Raw genomic sequence first — 17,054 nt, 5'->3', positions numbered from 1 at the left:
ACCCGGGTGAATCACCTCGGGTGGCAGGTATTGTCCTGGCGGCCGGCACGAGTTCGCGGTTCGGAGAGCAGAACAAGCTCCTCGCGACGCTCGACGGGAAAGCGGTGGTCCGGCGTGCCGTCGAAGCGGTCTGCGAGGTGCTCTCGGACGTCGTGGTCGTGCTGGGCTATGAGGCTGCTGCCGTCCGGTCCGAAGTTGACGACTGTCGAGTTTCGTTCGTCGAGAACGAGGCGTACGCCGCCGGCCAGGCGAGTTCCGTTCGGTGTGGTATCGAGGCGGTGGGGCCGTCGGTCGACGGGGCGCTCTTTGCGCTGGGCGATATGCCCGACGTGCGACCCTCGACCATCGACCTGCTCGTCGACGCCTTCGGTGCCGGTACAGGTGACCCCGTGGTCGCTGCGTTCGAGGGACAGCGAGGAAATCCCGTGGTATTCGGCCGGCAGTATTTCCAGCGCCTGGCCACCACTTCGGGGGATACCGGTGGACGAGCGATAATCAAGTCAGCGCCGGACACGGCGCTGGTCGCCACCGGAGACCCGGGTGTTCGGAAGGACATCGATACTCGGGCGGATTTGTGAACTGCGGTCGAAAGCCCCCGCTCCGTCCCGGCTCGCGATTTAGAGCAAATGTGATATTTTCAAACTAAGCCGCCTCATGATCGGGCGGTCATCGGACCAGCCCCGGAGACGGCCGGTTTGCAGAGAGTTGCAACAATTTCCGAAAATAATCAGACAAATGGCGGGGAAAGCGCAAGGTTTAGAATGGAAGATCTTCTGTACGGGATATGGAGTGTACAATCATAGGCGGCGGTGTGCAGGGATTGTCAACAGGCGTACTTCTCCAGTATTTGGGTCATGATACGACGCTGGTCAGCGACTCGGTCGCATACATCGACGGCCCGGATATTCCGACCGTCTGCACGGACTACGCTGCTGCGTCGGTCTACCCGGTCCAGGTGGAATCGGAGTATTCCGAAGACGACCTCATCAGACAGGCCGAGGCGACGTTCGAGCCGTTCTATGAGGCAGACGGGGTTCCGGTGCGGAAACACAGACACTACTACGTGTACGAAGAGGAGCACCCCGAACCCAATCCAGCACGCATGAACGTTCAGGACGCAACGGCCTACGACGGCGACATCCCGTCCCGTTCTGGCCACGCGATCCGTGGCGGCTACGTCTGCAAGGAGTATTTCGTCGAGATGCCGGAGTACATCCCACAGTTGTACGACGCGTACCTCGCGCTGGGCGGTGAAGTCGAACGGCGGACCGTCACGCCCGACGAACTGGACGCGTTTCGAGGACAGACGGTTTTCAATTGCTCGGGGTACGGCAGCAGAGAACTGTTCGGCGATGAGTCGATGAAGGCCGTCAAGGGCCACATCCTCCAGGTGCCGTACGACGGACAGGAACCGCTCCCGTTCTCGTACACGTACACGCCGACGGACTATACCCACTATGCGTACATGTACCCCCGGAAGGACACCGTCCTCTTTGGCGGGTCCTACTTGATGGGGGACATGCACGATGGCGAGTGGACAGGTGAATCCCCGGAGCAGCCCATGACGATCGACGGTGAGACGATCCCGGAACGTCTGTACACGGTCAACAAAGACATCATGAGCGACTATGTCGACGTCGACAGGGACGCGATCAGAGCCAAGCACGGGTTCAGGCCCTATCGGACCAAGGGGATGCGGATCGAAAAGGACGGCAACGTCATCCACAATTACGGTCACGGCGGGAGCGGCGTCTCGATGTCGTGGTGGTCCGTTCTCAGGACAGTCGGGTACATCGAAGACGTCGGGGAGGACGTCTTACCTGAACTCGCCGCTACGATCGGGGAGACAGCGACCGCCTGACGACGCCTTCGGACACAGCAGATAGCGGTCGCCATACACCTAAAATATACGAATGAATATATATTTTTAGTCTATCTTCTTTTATTTTTGGTCGGCCGTGCCGAAAAATTATACGTTCGCCCCATTATTTTCTGTATAATTGTTTTTTATACGACTAAATAGAGAAATACTGATTAAATATGTTTATCTAAGTCATTTTGCTAAAAATACGGGTATTCTAGACGCCACGAGTTCGTTTTCCTCCCGTGATACGTATCCTACGCAAGTAGTGCTCTATACGTCTTCATCGCGCAAGATCTGTAGATTGCTATCGGGACGTTGTGGCCGGTGCCAAATACTATGCTAAGATATAAATTTCTTATTAATATAATAAAGTCATATTGTTATCATTGCAGCCGAGCCAGTACTGTTGGCTTTGGGCTGTGACAAGCTTGCTGATGGCACCGTCGAGGGTCGGTTCCGCTGGGTGTACTACACGCTAGGTGGTGCCTCACGACTCGAATTGATCGAGCCTGTGGCCGATGGGTCGTTTCTCACAAAATTCCTCGACGAGGAAGGACCCGGACTTCACCACGTCACCCTCGAAGTGGGAGATATCGACACGGTTATCAAGACTCTCGAAGCCCAGGGCATCAGCGTAATCGACTACAAAGAATTCGAGGGCTGGACAGAGGCATTCGTCTCGCCCCAAAATCCCACCGGAGCGCTCTTCCAGTTGATGGAATACCACGAGCGTTACACTGAGGAGCTCGATAGACCCGCAGATGATCTGTTCATTGGTGGCCACCGAGTCGATAAGTAATACCGCCACAAGATCCACGGGAACCAGTATCCAGGCTCGTGGCTCAAAGGATGTTCTATCGTCGCTACGGCGTCTTTTTCGGCTGAATTGAGTAGCGCCATACGGGGTCTATCGATTGCAACGAAAGTTGTTGCACCCGGCCATCGACCCCTCAATCAGGTGCCGAAAAAGGTATGGCTTAGCCCTGGGCGACGGCTCCGAGGTAGAGGTCGATCACTTCCTCGTTGTGCAACAATTCCTGGCCACCGCCGGACATTCTCACAGATCCCTGCTCCAGAACATATGCGCGGTCGGCAATCTCGAGCAGCTCTCGGATATTTTGCTCAATCGCCAGGATAGAGAGGTCCTCTTTCTCCGTCAAGTCGGTAATGATATCGAACATGTCTGACCGGATTGCGGGTGCTAGCCCCAGGGATGGTTCGTCCAGTAGCAACAGATCAGGATCGACCATCAACGCCATCCCCAACTCTAACATCTTCTGTTGACCACCACTCAGCAACCGAGCTTGGGCTGAGCTTTTCTCACGGAGCGCTGGAAAGGTCTCATAAACCGACTCGATATTCTCCTCGATCTCCTCGGAGCTCTCCAGTGAATACCCACCCATTTCGAGATTTTCCCTGACAGTGAGTTTCGGGAAGATATGACGGCCTTGCATGACATAGCAGATCCCCTTTTTGAGGATCAGGTCCGAGCGCATCTCCGTGATCGACTCACCGTGGAAGCGGATATCGCCCTCCCACGTATCGATCAGTCCGAAGATTGCTTTGAAGCAGGTGGACTTCCCGGCACCGTTCGGGCCAATAATCCCAGTTATTTCGGAGTCACCGACCTCAAGATCGACGCCGTTGAGGACTTTGATTGGCCCGTAACCTGTGTGGATATTTTCTAGTTCTAGCATTGTATCACCCGAGGTAGGCCTCGATAACCTCCTCGTTTTCACGGATTTCAGCCGGTGTACCCGTAGTAAGACGCCGGCCTGAATTGAGCACCGTCACTTGATCACACAACTCCATTATCGATGGGACGTCGTGTTCGACGATCAGAAACGTCGTCCCCCGGTCATTGTACTCTCTTACGTACTCTTTCATTCTCTCTGTGAGGTTTGGGTTCACGCCGGCCATGATCTCATCAAGCATAATCAATTCTGGTTCAACCATGAGTAACATCCCAAATTGAACCAGCTTCTGCTGCCCGAACGACATTTCGCCGGCGGTGATGTCTTTTTTATCGTGGATCTCAAGCTCCGTCAGAATAGCTTCTGCTTGCTCCCGGATGTCATCGCTTTGTCGATTCGAGAACACCGTCTTGATATTATGGCGGATAGGTTTTGGTTGGGCAGCAATCATCAGATTCTCGATAACTGATTGTTCCGGGAAGAGTCGAAGCTCTTGGAATCCACGGGCGATGCCCATACGTGCACGCTCATATGTCGGTTTGCTAGTTACATCTGTATCTTTGAAATATATGTGGCCAGAATCAGGTTTGTAGCGACCAGTGATGACATTGAAGAGGACTGTCTTACCAGCACCATTCGGACCAATAAGACCGTTGATTGAACCGTTGTCAACCGACAGACTCACGTCGTCCAGCGCCTCGATCGCGCCAAACGATTTACGCACATTTTCTAGCCTAAGCATTTGGATCATCCCTATTAGCTTTCGATAGAAGACCGACGCGATGGCCGGCCGAATGGATATGTTCACGCCACGATATACTTGCAATACCATTCGGTATTGATACAATCACAATGAGCAACATAAGCGCCGTGAGCACGCGCGAATAGACGGATGCGAGGGATAACAATTCTTCAAGATATGTGATAAAGACAGCCGCAACGATCGGGCCCCAGAAGTATCCAGCTCCACCAACAATGACGAAGACGAAGATTTGGAATGAAATGAAGAGGTTTGACAGGGTCAATCCGACGAAGGCATTGTGCTGTGCAAAGAGCCCGCCGGCTAACCCAGCAAAGAACGCCGATATCACGAATGAGAGGATTTTGTACCGAGTCGTGTTGTATCCGAGGTGCTTTGCGACTTCCTCGTCTTGTTTGATCATCTTGAATGTGTCGCCGAGTCCCGAATTAATAATCCGGTAGAGCAGGTAGATTGAGCCGACGCACGCAATCATCACGACGTAGTAGTCAACGACGGCTGAGTCAAGCCCAAACACACCGGGGATAGATGGCACTCCAGCCAATCCATTAATCCCGCCAGTGATGTCGGAGAATATCAATAGCGAATCCTGATAGATGACCTGGAAAGCAATGGTGAGGATTGCGAAATAGATCCCCTTCAATCGAAGGCTGGGGAGTGAAATGAAGAAGGCAGCTGCGACTGCCGCCAGAGCGCCTAGCAAAATCCCGGCAAAGACTGGTACCCCGAACTCGAGTGCGAGGATCCCGGTGGCGTATCCGCCAATGCCAAACAGCGCTCCGTGTGCGAATGATTCCGGACCGGTATAGCCGACCAAGAGGTTCAGCGACGTCGCAAGCAGGCTGTACACCAAGACGAGAATGAAGATGTGAAGGGTGTACCCGGTTGCCAATCCGTTCATGAACAGGAGTGGAATCGCAGCGAGGAAAATCAGCGTCGCCCAGACAACGGCCCTGGTGAACGAGAACGCGGATGTCAGGCGGCTGGTGGTTGCTGCACTCATAATTATCGCTCCTCCGGTTCACCAAAGATACCGTGCGGGCGAACAAGCAGCAACACGTACAGCAGCGCGAACGTCAGCACTGTCGAGAATTCACTTTGCAGGTACCCAGTCGTAATTGCCTCGCCGATCCCAAGGAGGTAGCCGCCGAAAATCGCACCGACGACGCTACCCATCCCGCCGACGACGACGATGACAAATGCCTTCAGAACCGGCTCCAGTCCCATATACGGGTTTAATCCGTAAATTGCACCGATGAAGGCACCAGCGACCCCGGCAAGACCACTTCCGATCGCGAATGTCATCACGGAGATCCGAGTGCTGTTGATCCCCAACGTCGTGGCCTTCTCTTCATCCTGACTCAGTGCCCGAAGTGCTTTTCCGAACTTCGTCCGCTGGACCAGCAGATGGATCCCGAGGATGAAGAGGAGTGTGGACACGATGATGAAGATCCGGTCATAGGTCAGAACCAGCCCGAAGACCTCTGCTCGTCCGGTAATCGGGAACTGGATGCTCCGACCGGTTGGACCCCAGAGCAATTCTGCAGTCCCACCTAACAGTTCATATAACGCGAATGCGACCAATAAGAGAGAGATTCCACCGCCAGTTCGGGCTTTGACTGGAGCATAGGTTGCCCGATCCATCGCTACGCCGAGAGCAGCAGTCGTTAACACCGCTGCCAAGACAGCAAGCCAGAAAGAGGCTCCAATGCCCGCCGCTAACCACGTAACGTAAGCCCCGATCATGTACACCTGGCCGTGGGCGAAGTTCGGGATCCCAAACACGCCGAACATGAGGGTGAGGCCAAGCGCGATGAGGACGTAGAGGCTACCGTTGACCATCCCGTTGAATACCAACTGAAACAAGTACGACAGTGTTTCTGCAACCATGTTGAAATGCTGTATGTATGCCTAGATCCCAGTTCTATTCAGTCAGTGACTCTGGGTAAGCAGGCACAGACGAGAGTTCAACAGTGTCGATCACGTTGAGGTCCCCATCCTGCCATTGTCGGAGCAGACTCGGGAACCATGATTGGCCGTGGTCGTCGTAGAGACGTTCTTCGGGGACTGGCGTATACAGTTGCGCCGGCCCACCGATTGGCGCGTCACTCAGTGCCTCGTCGATGGTCAGATTCAGTAGCTCTTCCCGAATGGCGTCAATATCTTCAACAGTTCCAGCGTTCTGCATGGCCGTCGAGAGCGCAAACACCATGTCATAATGAGCGCCGCCAACGTGCCACGGGACATCGCTGCCGAATTCGTCTTGAACCTTGTCGACGAAGTTTTCCCCCGGTTCATGCCCGGACTCAGCGATAGCCGGTGACAGGGCAGCGCCCAGAGGCATCACCCCTTCGTACTTGCTAATATCATCGACAGCACCCCGGATTGCCCCTTCGGATGAGTTCGATAGTTCGACGATCGGGACATCCATGCCGAGGTCGATTGCCTGGCTGATTGCGGAGTAGACGTCTCCGGTATACCCAGCGACCTCCAGTGCATCTGGTTCAAACGAGCTGGCACGCTGAACTTGTGTGGAATAGTCTTCCTGCCCTCGTTCATACCAGATGACCTCGACCTCAATACCAGCCTCCGGGAGCGCTTCTGCGAGCCGCTCATGGCTGTCGAGAATCGAGGGGTGTTTTTCGTCCCCAATCATGGCAACCTTATCCCAGCCTTCGGACTGGGCTAATTCAACGAACGCGGGATCAGTTTGGGCCCCAGTATAGGAGTTGCGGAAGACGTTATCACGGCCATATGATAGTGCCTGCGCCCATGAACCGTGGATGAACTGTAAAACGTTTTCCTGGTCAACAATTGAGGCCACTGCTTGGTTAACGTTACTACACAGTGACCCAGCGATGAAGCGAATTCCTTCCTGCTGTGTATATCTCCTGATAATGTTGACGCCTTCCTGGTTCGTACACTGGTCGTCAGTCGAAGTCACCTCAAAGCTGTATGTGGACCCGTCAACCTCGAATTCACCACGGTCCTCGACTCCGACCATGAGCCCTTGATGTTCCGGTTGCCCATACACTGATGCCTGGCCTGAGAGGGGATTCAGCTCTCCGATGGTGATCGTTCCACCATCCCCACCGGAGCCCCCACTGCCTCCAAGTCCAACGCATCCAGAGATCCCTGTCAGTCCGAGCGTGCCAGTGGCGCCGAGCGTCTGCAGTGCCCGCCGCCGGGTGAGTTCATCTTTAACCATAGTTATGACCTTGGTATGCTTTGGCGCGCCGCTGTGTACCATCTGTCCCGGGAGGGCATATAATTGTTTCGTAAAATTTGTGAAAACCGCTAACGTAGTGTGGTTGGACTCACAGCCACGGAAGATGGACTTGGACCATCGGCCAACAAAATACCTCTTGACCCGCCTCCAGGCGGGTGCTGTCGGCTTGAATCACATCCGCGCGTCTCTTTCCCGGCTACTGTGAATGTTGGTAGACGGCGTCGTTGTCCCTATCAAAGCAAATGACGGACTTTTCTGCGGTGAAGATACGACGTTGGTTGTTCAGTGTATACTTGGAGTCGTACCGTTGGTTGCAGATTGGACACACCCGCTGGTGCTCCAACCTCTCCCGCGTCGACTTTCTGTCCTTGCTTTGCGTATCGGGGTGTGATTCAGAGGGATCCGCGAATTCGTCACCGGCGGTCTGATCGTCGCCGTCCAGTGCTTGGGCTTGTGCGATCTGTCCAGTTACTGACCGCACGACCGAGACGATCACCGCACTCTCTTCGGAGGTTGGGTTACCACTCACGCGACACACTCGGTCTGACTCCATGTGCTTGGACATACCAGGAGACTACACTTAGTCGTCGCCGGTTATCTGCTGGCGGAGTTTGTACTTCTCGATCTTATTGGTTTCAGTCGTTGGCAGTTCGTCGACGACCAACAGCTCATCAGGATGCATGAAGTCCGGAAGATTCTCATCGAGATGCGGCGTCAGATCTGCTTTCGAGAAGTCATCGGGGTCCGCTGGTTCGATGGCCGCGCCGATCTGGTCTTCTCCCCCTTCAGGAGCCGGGACTGGGAAGACTGCAGCCTGCCCGACTTTGTCATGAGCATTCAGTGTGTCCTGGATCTGCATCGATGAGATGTTTTCACCCCGCCGTCTGATCACGTCACCGATCCGGTCGACAAAGTAGAAATTGCCGTCTTCGTCTTTGTAGGCAGCGTCCCCTGTGTGGAACCAAAGGTTTCGCCATGCGTTGACAGTCTTCTCCGGCTTGTTGTAGTACTCTTTCAGCAGGATGCCCGCTTGTTTGGGCCGGAACGCGAGTTCACCGACTTCCCCGGGTGGGAGTGCCTCGTCATTTTCATCGAGGACCTCCGCTTCCATGAAGAACACTTCCTGCCCCATATATCGATCCTCGGAAAGGTCGTCCACTACAGGGACACCGAGATCCTCTGCAGTCTGGATTATTTCATCCGGGTGGGTGCCTTCCAGCAAGTCGGTTGGTGTTGCGTCCTTGCTCGCGTGGATGAGTCCCGCCAGAGGGTTACCGGACTCTGTTTGGCCAAAGCCAGCAGTCACAATATCGAAGCCAAACCGTTCGGCTAGCTCATCATAGTTATCTGGCAGCGGCTGCATATGGACCATCTTCAGCGGATTCTCATGATCATCCGGTTTCTCCGGCTGCTTCATGAGCCACGGCATCATCACCGACAATAGGATCGTTTTCGTCGCTCCATATTTGTCGATCCGATCCCAGAAATCGTGCGGGCTGAACCGGTCCCACAGTGCGACCTCCGATCCGGAAACGAGGGCAGAGGTAATGTCGGCGTAGACACCACCCACGTGATAGAGCGGTAGTGAGGTATGGACCACGTCGTCTTCATTCAGTGTTTGCCCGAAGAATAAGGTGTAATTCGCGAATATCCAGCGGTGGGGAAGCACTACACCCTTCGGCCGTCCCGTTGTTCCTGAGGTATACACAATAGATGCTTCGTCGCTCCACGATGTCTCAACACCAGGATTATCGGTTGCTGCGTTCTTCAGGTCAGAGAAGGACAGCTGCTCAAAATCACTGTTCAACGACGCTTCTTCCGATGTGGTGTCATGGATGACCACCGTCGGCAATGACTCCAAATCGTCGACAATGTGATTGAGGCGTTCAATATATCGGTCTTCAATAAACAGCACTTCGGGATCCGTATCGTTGAGCTGGTAGGAGAGTGCATCTCCCTTGTACTCGAAATTGATCGGCGAATACACGCCGCCAGCTTTGTGAATCCCAAACATCGCAAACAACGTTTCGAGCGGGTGGCGCATCATCACCGACACTTTCTCTTCGTGGCGGATACCGGCATCAACGAGCCCATTTCCGATCGCGTTCGCCACGTCATTCATTTCCGCAAACGTGACAGTCCGCTCCTCAGGTCCATACTGAATGAACGGCTCTGACCCGATTTGTTCGGCCCTATTTTCAAGGACCGAATTCATCGTTTGCTGATGAAGTGGCTCGTCGTCGAACTTAGCAGTGATCGCAGGGATCTCTGTATCAGGTTCCGCCATGCGTTGCGATACCAAACCAGCTGGTGATAAAACTACCGGTGCCGCTCGTCTGAGGGGGTGGAACAATTTTTATTGCCCCCCTTGACGACTCCCCTACGATGTCGCCGACAACCACGAGTGTGAGACTCTCGAATAGTGTCTCGATTCAACAAGACGCAGATGGCCGCTGCTCGGCTCATCCCCAGACGTTTGCACACGTCCAGTCCCGGGGTTGCAACCAATGACGGAGAATCTTGAGGATCGAAGACAGCTTGACACAGAAGAACTTCGGCGTCGACTCCAGGAAGCAAAGGAAGAGCTCTTAGATGAACACAGACAAGAAGCGATCAACAAGCAACACGAGGCGGGAAAGCTGAGCGCCCGTGAGCGGGTCTCTTATCTTTGTGATGAGGGAACGTTTGATGAATTTGGTCGGTTAGCAGCCCCTGCTCCTGAAACAGAGGAAACAGCTGATTGGGGTCGTGAGGATGCCCCCGCGGACGGCGTCGTGACTGGGTTGGGCGAAATTGACGGACGTCCCGTCGCCGTTGCCGCGACAGATTTCACCGTCAAGGGCGGCTCGATCGGGCACACAGGTGGCGAAAAAGTTCACCGGGTCGGAGAACTGGCCCTTCGTCGGGGCTACCCGCTGATTTTCCTACATGATGGTGGCGGCCATCGTATCCAGGAGGGACTTGACGCACGCCCATTCCCAAAGACCGGTGACTTCCAGTACCAAACGAAACTCTCGGGTTGGGCTCCCCAAATTGCCGCAATGATGGGGCCTGGGTTCGCAGCACCCACGAATTACGCTGCGTCTTGCGACTTCATTCCCATGGTCGCGGACAAGTCGACGATGGGTGTCGCGGGGCCGTCGCTCGTCCGTGCAGCCTTAGGTGTGGACATCACCAAACAAGAGCTGGGCGGGCCCGACTTCCAGACAGCCACGACAGGCATGGCAGACGTCGTCTACGAGGATGACAAAGCATGCCTGGATGGAATCAAGATGTTCCTGTCGTACCTGCCCCAGAACGCGAATAAAAACCCGCCAACTGAATCGCGATACGAGGCCCCCTCACAGGAAGCGGTGGACCAGCTGGGCCGGATTATCCCGACAAACCCCAAGGAGGGGTACGATATCTTCGACGTGATCGCCGGGATCATCGATCAGGGCTCGTTTTTCGAACTCAAGCCACGGTACGCTCGCAACATCGTGACCGGTTTCGCCCGCATGGAAGGGCAACCCGTTGGCGTCATCGCAAACAACCCACGGATCAAAGCAGGGACGATCGACGTGCCTGCATGCGATAAATCGTCACACTTCATCAGTATGTGTGACGCGTTCGGCCTGCCACTGATCTTCCTCATGGACGTCCCCGGCACGTTGCCGGGCCCTGACTCCGAAGAACAGGGAATCGCACGCCATTCCGGGAAGGTCATGTTCGAGATCAATCGCTCGACAGTGCCGAAGGTAAGCGTCGTCCTCCGGCGAGGATATGGATTCGGTGTCGTGATGATGGGGGGCGGACGCACAACGGATAACGAACTCACCGTCACGTGGCCGACGGCGGAAATCGCGGCGATGGGGATTGAGGGGGCCGTCGACATCGCCTACCGGCGTGAAATTGAAGCAGCGGATGCCCCCGACGAAAAACGCGAGGAACTCATCCAGAAGTTCATCAATCAGACCGGGGCGATCCGGGCCGTCGAGGGCTTCGGAATCGATGCCGCAATCGACCCACCCGAAACGCGAGAGTGGATCATGAATGCGCTAACACGGTCAGAAACACCCCACGAAGAGTCCTGGCCACCGAAGAAGCACGGGATCAATCCGATCTAGAGCCGATTCACTCCGCCCAAGTTGTTCCCTCTCCGTCGCCCCAATCTGCCCGCTGTAGGGCCTGTCTGAAACACTGTTTGAGACGCTTTCTATGACATGGCTCATTCCGGCTGCTCCGACCTCCACGCAGATGAGGCATGGAATAACAAAACCTTTAAGTAATGATTGGAAGTCAGTCCATATGCCGATCGTCCGGTTACGTCACTACCAATCCAGCCCGTTGACTTGTCCACTGACGCCAGCCGTTTGGACGATCGGTTACTATCCCGCCGCTTCCCGGGGGTATCCCCCGGGCAGCCACCGTTCTCGAAACGGCTTTCATCCAGTGACCCCTGTCTCCAACCCGTGGTCAATGATCACCGACTGCCTTGTCAGATCGGGTTGATATCGTGTTTCTTCGGTGGCCACGTTTCCGAGTAGTCTGCTTTGGAGTATCGGAGCGCTTGCAGCAGCCAGTCCCGAGTGTTTCGCGGGTCGAGGGCAGCGTCGACCCCAAAGTGCTCGACGGCTCGGATTGCCCCGGTTCGGTTGATGAATTTCTGGATGAGCTCCTCGCGTTTTTGCTCGGGATCGTCAGCGGCCTCGACTTCCCGTCGGTAGGCGATGTCGACGGCGCCCTCGATCCCCATCGCTGCAATCTCGGCGGTTGGCCAGACGGCCGTTAAATCATTGTATGTTGACCGGCCGCCGGCCATGAGGACATACCCGAATCCGTACCCCCGCCGGAGGGCGATGCTCAGTTTCGGTACCGTTGCGCGATTGACTTCGAATAGGACTTTTCCCGAGTGGCGAGCGATCCCTTGTCGCTCCGAATCTGGGCCAGGTAACACGCCGGGTGCGTCCATGAGGAACACCAGTGGCAGGTCGAATGCGTCACACATGCTGATGAAATGCGCTGCCTTGTCGCAGGCAGGCACGTCGAACGTCCCGGACATGATCCGCGGGTTGTTAGCGAGCACTCCAACGGGCTGTCCTTCCAACCGCGCGAAGCCCGTCACGATGTTGCGCGCATACTCTGGCTTGAGTTCGAAGAAGGATTTCCGGTCGATGATCCCCGCGACGATCTCGTAGATATCGTATCCCTTCTTTGTGTTTGTGGGGATGGTTTCCAACAGATTCTCGCGTTCTTCCTCGGTTGGAGCGGTGTACGTGCTCTGCACGGGTGGCTGTTCATTGGCATTTGACGGGAAATACGAGAGAAACGTCTTGATCGCATCGAGACAGGCCTTGTCATCCTCCAACATCCGGTCGGCCATCCCGGTTTCAACGGTCTGGAACCGCGCGCCGCCGATCTCCTCTTTGGTGAGATCCACGCCCAATGCTGCCTCGACGAGCGCCGGGCCGGCGACACCCATCGTCGACGTTCCCTCGACCATTGGGACAAAATCAGATGTTGCTGCATAGTTTGTCGACGCCGCGAATCCCGGTCCCATCATGGCGGAGATCTGCGGGACCCACCCAGACAGTTTCGACTGGAGGGTGAAGATTCCAGTTGGTCCTGTTGGATCGCCGTAGGCGTATGGTCGCGCGTCGAGGCCTTCCTGGATCCTGTGTCCGCCGCTGTCGTGTAAGAGTACAAACGGGAAGCCGCGTCTGGAGGCCAGTTCTGCGATTCGTCGTATTTTGTAGGCACCGGTATGTCCCAATGAACCGCCTTTGACGGTGAAATCCATCGCCCCAGCACCAACAGGTCGCCCGTCGACGTCACCAATCCCCGTTACGACCCCATCAGCTGGAGCATCCTCACGCTCCCAGTCATGGATTTCCGGTGTTGCGGGATGCGGAGCAGCGAGCTGCCCGAATTCCATGTATGTGCCACCATCGAACAGGTACTCGAGGCGTTCCCGGGCGGTGAGTTTTCCGTTCTCGTGTTGTTTTTTGACTTGCTTTGGACGCGCCTCGTCTGTGATGTCGCGTTTGGCGGCTTGGACCCGTTCCAACAGTGCGTCTGTATCTAGCTCGCGCCGGTCCTCGATCTTGGGGTGAGTCGAATCCTTGGTCATGATGTAGGTTCAATAGGGGCGGCCGTCAGAACTGCTCCCGGAGTTTGTATTTTTCCCGCTTGTTCGTCTCCGTGGTCGGGATCTCGTCTATGACCTTGACGTGGTCTGGGTGCATAAACTCCGGCAATCGGTCAGCAAGGTGGTCGCGCAGTCCTTGTTCGGAGAATTCGTCTTTCCGGTCGGTCTCGATTGCGACTGCGATCGCGTCCTCGCCCCCCTCTTCGGCAGGGACCGGGAACACGGCCGCTTCATTGACGAGGTCGTATGCCGTGACTGCATCCTGCACTTGGATTGAGGAGATATTCTCACCACGCCGCCTAATGACGTCGCCAATACGATCGACGAAGTAGAAATTGTCATTCTCATCTCGATACGCGGCGTCTCCTGTGTGGAACCAAAGGTTTTGCCAGGCATCCACCGTCTTTCCGGGTTTGTTATAGTACTCTTTCATCAGGATACCGGGCATTTTGGACCGGACTGCGAATTCCCCCACTTCGCCCGGGGGGAGGCGCTCATCGTGGTCGTCCAGGACGGTCGCTTCCATATACCGGTCCATCGGCTTCGACATGTATCGCCCACCCGGAGCTTCATCGACCACCGGGACACCAAGCTGTTCACACTGGCTAATCACCTCGTCGGGTCGCATTCCCTTCCGTAAGTCCGCCGGCGTCGCATGTTCCCCTTGTGCGGTGTGAATGAAGCCTCCGACGGGGATCCCTGACTCCGTCTGGCCGAAGCCCGCTAACACGAAGTCAAATGAGAACCGCTTCGCGATTTCAGCATGGTTGTCTGGCAGCGGGATCACGCTCACTTTGTTGATCGTGTTCCGGTGATCGTCTTCTTGCTCTTCTTGTTTCACGAGCCAGGTCCACATCACCGAGATGAATGTCACGCTTGTTGCACCGTACTTCTCGATGCGATCCCAGAACGAGTCAGGGCTGAACCGGTCCCAAAGGCCGACGCTCGAGCCGGCGACCAGCGCTGACGTGATATCAGCATAGACGCCACCAACGTGGTATAGCGGGAGCGACGTGTGGACCACATCCTCCTCGTTCAGTGTCTGACTGAAGATGAAGGTGTAGTTCGCAAAGATCCAGCGGTGCGGCAAGACCACGCCCTTCGGGCGCCCTGTCGTCCCGGAGGTATAGATGATGCTGGCCTCATCATCCCAGGTCAGGTCCACTTCTGGGGACGTTTTGTCGCCGGTGGTCATCGACTGGAACGTCCGTGACTCAAACGAGGCATCCAGCTGGCTGCTTGGGTGATCGGTCTCATAGACGACGATCTCCGGGTCCGTTGTGAGGTCATCAGCGATATTATTCAGCCGCTCTACATACTGGTCCTCGATGATCAGCACCTCGGGGTTCGTATCGTTGAGCTGGTATGAGAGTGCATCACCCTTGTACTCAAAGTTGATCGGACAATACACACCACCAGCTTTGTGGATTCCAAACATCGCAAACAGCGTTTGGAGCGGGTGGCGGACCATGACCGAAATTTTCGCTTGATGCGCGATGTCTAGGTCGAGGAGGGAGTTTCCGATCGCATTCGCTGTCTCATCCATTTCAGCGAATGAGACATCCCGTTCCTCAGGACCGTACCGAATGAACGGCGCGTCCCCGAGGTGTGTTGCACGATTCTCGAGAATGCTGTTCATCGTCTGCTCACTGAGCGGGCGGTCGTCAAACTCCATCGTTACCGGCTCGTGGCTCTTGCCAGCGGATCGCATGCGACTCACTGTCCCCCCACAAAATATAAATCTATGGTTATCCCCGGTCGCAGGACCATCCGACCAGCCTACAGAGAGTGTCCGTTTCGAAGTGTATAGCTCTCTTATCCGAAGACCTCTCCTGCTGCTTCGACGGTGTGGGAGGTGAACCTCCTTCTGGTCGTCCAGTCTAATCGATAATGACGAGCGGGTCGCCCATGTCGACGCTCTGGTCGGGGCCGACGGCCACTTCGGTGACGGTGCCGCCGGATTCGGCGACGATGTCGTTTTCCATCTTCATCGCTTCGAGCACCAGCAGGACGTCGCCCGCCTCGACCCCGTCGCCTTCGGCGACGTTCACGTCCAAGACGGTGCCCTGCATCTCCGCGGTGACCTGCTGGCCGGCGGCGGTCGCCGTGGACCCACCGCCGCCGCCCCCGCCGCCACTCTCGCCGGAGTCGGGGCCGGCCCGGTCCGGGCGCTGGCCGCCACCGCCCCCGCCGCTGGTGTCGACGGTGCCGAGGTCGAGCGCGGGCGCCCCGCGCTCTTCGAGGTCGACCTCGAAGCGTTTGCCGTTGACCTCGACGGTGAAGATGCGCTCGGTGACCTCTTCGTCGTCCTCGGCCGCCGACTCGATTTCTTTCCCCCACCGTTCCTGCGCTTCGTCGATGCGCTCGGGGTCGAGTTCCTCGTCGAGATATTTCGTGGTATGGTGGCCGGCGACGAAGGCATCGTCCTCGAGCATCAGCCGGTGGAACGGGATGATCGTGTGGATGCCCTCGATCTCGTACTCCGCGAGCGCGCGTTTGCCCCGCTCGATGACCTCCTGACGGTCCTCGCCGTCGACGATGAGTTTGGCGATCATCGAGTCGTAGTCGGTCACGAGGTCGTCGCCCTGCCGGAGGGCGTCGTCCATGCGGACTCCGACGCCCCCTGGGGGATCATATGTTTCTAAGGTCCCACCCGTCGCCGGCGCGAAGTCGTCGGCGGCGTTCTCGGCGTTGATCCGGAACTCCATGGCGTGGCCGTCGATCTCGACGTCGTCTTGGGCGAAGGTGACCTCCTCGTCCTGGGCGACCCGGAGTTGCCATTTGACGATGTCGATGCCGGTGATCTGTTCGGTGACACAGTGTTCGACCTGGATGCGGGTGTTGACTTCGAGGAAGTAGAAGTCGTCGCCGACGTCGAGGAGTTCGCCGTCCTCGCGGTCGCGGTCCTCGACGAGGAACTCGACAGTCCCGGCGTTGTAGTAATTGGCTTCGCGGACGCCGCGGCGGGCGGCTTCGCCGATCTCTTCCCGGAGGTCGTCAGTGAGTGCGGGCGAAGGGCCTTCCTCGATGACTTTCTGGTGGCGGCGCTGGAGTGAACAGTCGCGTTCGCCGAGGTGGCGGACGTTGCCGTGGTGGTCGGCGAGGATCTGGACCTCGATGTGGCGGGGATTTTCGAGGTAGCGCTCGAGGTAGACGGAATCATTGTCGAAGTAAGCCTCACCCTCGCGTTTGGCACTTTCGAGCTGGTCCTCTGCTTCATCGGGGTCGCGGACGACTTTCATGCCGCGGCCGCCGCCGCCACCTTCGGCCTTGATGGCGACGGGCCAGCCGTTGTCCTCGCCGAACTCGACGACTTCCTCGGGCTCCTCGACAGGGTCAGTCGTGCCGGGGACGATGGGAACGTCCGCTTGTTGCATGAT

The 17,054-nt window shown here is 56.5% G+C and carries 13 protein-coding genes; 4 read left to right on the top strand and 9 right to left on the bottom strand.

Annotation, left to right across the window (positions count from 1 at the left end):
* The first annotated feature begins 20 nt into the window (after positions 1–20).
* From GN153_RS00065 to GN153_RS00055, 3 genes are all read left to right on the top strand, one after another.
* Positions 21–578 (top strand): nucleotidyltransferase family protein, encoded by a 558-nt coding sequence (locus GN153_RS00065; RefSeq protein ID WP_236544717.1) that lies wholly within the window; start codon positions 21–23, stop codon positions 576–578.
* Positions 579–784: 206 nt separating this feature from the next.
* Entirely contained in the window at positions 785–1,861 is a 1,077-nt protein-coding gene (locus tag GN153_RS00060; protein ID WP_159898550.1) for an FAD-dependent oxidoreductase, read from the top strand.
* A gap of 379 nt (positions 1,862–2,240) precedes the next feature.
* Positions 2,241–2,663 carry a VOC family protein gene (locus GN153_RS00055; protein ID WP_159899726.1) on the top strand — a complete coding sequence of 141 codons (423 nt, stop codon included), beginning with the start codon at positions 2,241–2,243 and terminating at the stop codon, positions 2,661–2,663.
* A 178-nt stretch (positions 2,664–2,841) separates the two neighbouring features.
* On the opposite strand, the gene GN153_RS00050 is transcribed toward GN153_RS00055, so the two are convergent.
* The 6 genes from GN153_RS00050 to GN153_RS00025 all read right to left on the bottom strand — a co-directional run bounded on the left by GN153_RS00050 (position 2,842) and on the right by GN153_RS00025 (position 9,834).
* Positions 2,842–3,561 carry an ABC transporter ATP-binding protein gene (locus GN153_RS00050; protein ID WP_159898548.1) on the bottom strand — a complete coding sequence of 240 codons (720 nt, stop codon included), beginning with the start codon at positions 3,559–3,561 and terminating at the stop codon, positions 2,842–2,844.
* Between the two features lie 4 nt (positions 3,562–3,565).
* Positions 3,566–4,300 (bottom strand): ABC transporter ATP-binding protein, encoded by a 735-nt coding sequence (locus tag GN153_RS00045; protein ID WP_159898546.1) that lies wholly within the window; start codon positions 4,298–4,300, stop codon positions 3,566–3,568.
* Positions 4,293–5,321 (bottom strand): branched-chain amino acid ABC transporter permease, encoded by a 1,029-nt coding sequence (locus GN153_RS00040; RefSeq protein ID WP_159898544.1) that lies wholly within the window; start codon positions 5,319–5,321, stop codon positions 4,293–4,295. Before GN153_RS00040 ends, GN153_RS00045 begins: the two co-directional genes overlap by 8 nt.
* A gap of 2 nt (positions 5,322–5,323) precedes the next feature.
* The gene (locus GN153_RS00035; RefSeq protein ID WP_159898542.1) at positions 5,324–6,208 is read right to left on the bottom strand and encodes a branched-chain amino acid ABC transporter permease; all 885 of its coding nucleotides are present in this window, start codon (positions 6,206–6,208) and stop codon (positions 5,324–5,326) included.
* A 34-nt stretch (positions 6,209–6,242) separates the two neighbouring features.
* Positions 6,243–7,568: an ABC transporter substrate-binding protein gene (locus tag GN153_RS00030; protein WP_159898540.1), complete on the bottom strand. Its 1,326-nt coding sequence runs from the start codon at positions 7,566–7,568 to the stop codon at positions 6,243–6,245.
* 559 nt (positions 7,569–8,127) lie between these two features.
* Complete coding sequence (locus tag GN153_RS00025) at positions 8,128–9,834, bottom strand: AMP-binding protein (protein WP_159898538.1); 1,707 nt, start codon at positions 9,832–9,834, stop codon at positions 8,128–8,130.
* A 220-nt stretch (positions 9,835–10,054) separates the two neighbouring features.
* Here GN153_RS00025 and GN153_RS00020 point away from each other — a divergent pair, with 220 nt between their 5' ends.
* Positions 10,055–11,653 (top strand): acyl-CoA carboxylase subunit beta, encoded by a 1,599-nt coding sequence (locus GN153_RS00020; RefSeq protein WP_159898536.1) that lies wholly within the window; start codon positions 10,055–10,057, stop codon positions 11,651–11,653.
* Between the two features lie 371 nt (positions 11,654–12,024).
* Here the strand turns inward: GN153_RS00020 and GN153_RS00015 are convergent, their stop codons facing one another.
* The 3 genes from GN153_RS00015 to GN153_RS00005 all read right to left on the bottom strand — a co-directional run.
* Positions 12,025–13,656 carry an acyl-CoA carboxylase subunit beta gene (locus GN153_RS00015; RefSeq protein WP_159898534.1) on the bottom strand — a complete coding sequence of 544 codons (1,632 nt, stop codon included), beginning with the start codon at positions 13,654–13,656 and terminating at the stop codon, positions 12,025–12,027.
* Positions 13,657–13,681: 25 nt separating this feature from the next.
* A complete protein-coding gene (locus tag GN153_RS00010; RefSeq protein WP_201287773.1) occupies positions 13,682–15,385 on the bottom strand; it encodes a class I adenylate-forming enzyme family protein in 1,704 nt (567 codons plus the stop codon).
* A 169-nt stretch (positions 15,386–15,554) separates the two neighbouring features.
* On the bottom strand, positions 15,555–17,054 hold a 1,500-nt coding region (locus tag GN153_RS00005), incomplete at its 5' end, for an ATP-binding protein (protein WP_159898532.1).

The sequence above is a fragment of the Salinirussus salinus genome (genome assembly GCF_009831455.1).
GTDB lineage: Archaea > Halobacteriota > Halobacteria > Halobacteriales > Haloarculaceae > Salinirussus > Salinirussus salinus.
Note: the sequence above shows the minus strand (reverse complement) of the source record. Positions and strands in the feature narration are given on the sequence as shown.

What these genes read in the sequence shown, in the direction of transcription:
- GN153_RS00035 (WP_159898542.1), bottom strand. Translation starts at nt 6,208, where the DNA reads ATGGTTGCAGAAACACTGTCGTACTTGTTTCAGTTGGTATTCAACGGG.
- GN153_RS00040 (WP_159898544.1), bottom strand. Translation starts at nt 5,321, where the DNA reads ATGAGTGCAGCAACCACCAGCCGCCTGACATCCGCGTTCTCGTTCACC.
- GN153_RS00015 (WP_159898534.1), bottom strand. Translation starts at nt 13,656, where the DNA reads ATGACCAAGGATTCGACTCACCCCAAGATCGAGGACCGGCGCGAGCTA.
- GN153_RS00030 (WP_159898540.1), bottom strand. Translation starts at nt 7,568, where the DNA reads ATGGTACACAGCGGCGCGCCAAAGCATACCAAGGTCATAACTATGGTT.
- GN153_RS00060 (WP_159898550.1), top strand. Translation starts at nt 785, where the DNA reads ATGGAGTGTACAATCATAGGCGGCGGTGTGCAGGGATTGTCAACAGGC.
- GN153_RS00045 (WP_159898546.1), bottom strand. Translation starts at nt 4,300, where the DNA reads ATGCTTAGGCTAGAAAATGTGCGTAAATCGTTTGGCGCGATCGAGGCG.
- GN153_RS00020 (WP_159898536.1), top strand. Translation starts at nt 10,055, where the DNA reads ATGACGGAGAATCTTGAGGATCGAAGACAGCTTGACACAGAAGAACTT.
- GN153_RS00025 (WP_159898538.1), bottom strand. Translation starts at nt 9,834, where the DNA reads ATGGCGGAACCTGATACAGAGATCCCTGCGATCACTGCTAAGTTCGAC.
- GN153_RS00050 (WP_159898548.1), bottom strand. Translation starts at nt 3,561, where the DNA reads ATGCTAGAACTAGAAAATATCCACACAGGTTACGGGCCAATCAAAGTC.
- GN153_RS00010 (WP_201287773.1), bottom strand. Translation starts at nt 15,385, where the DNA reads ATGCGATCCGCTGGCAAGAGCCACGAGCCGGTAACGATGGAGTTTGAC.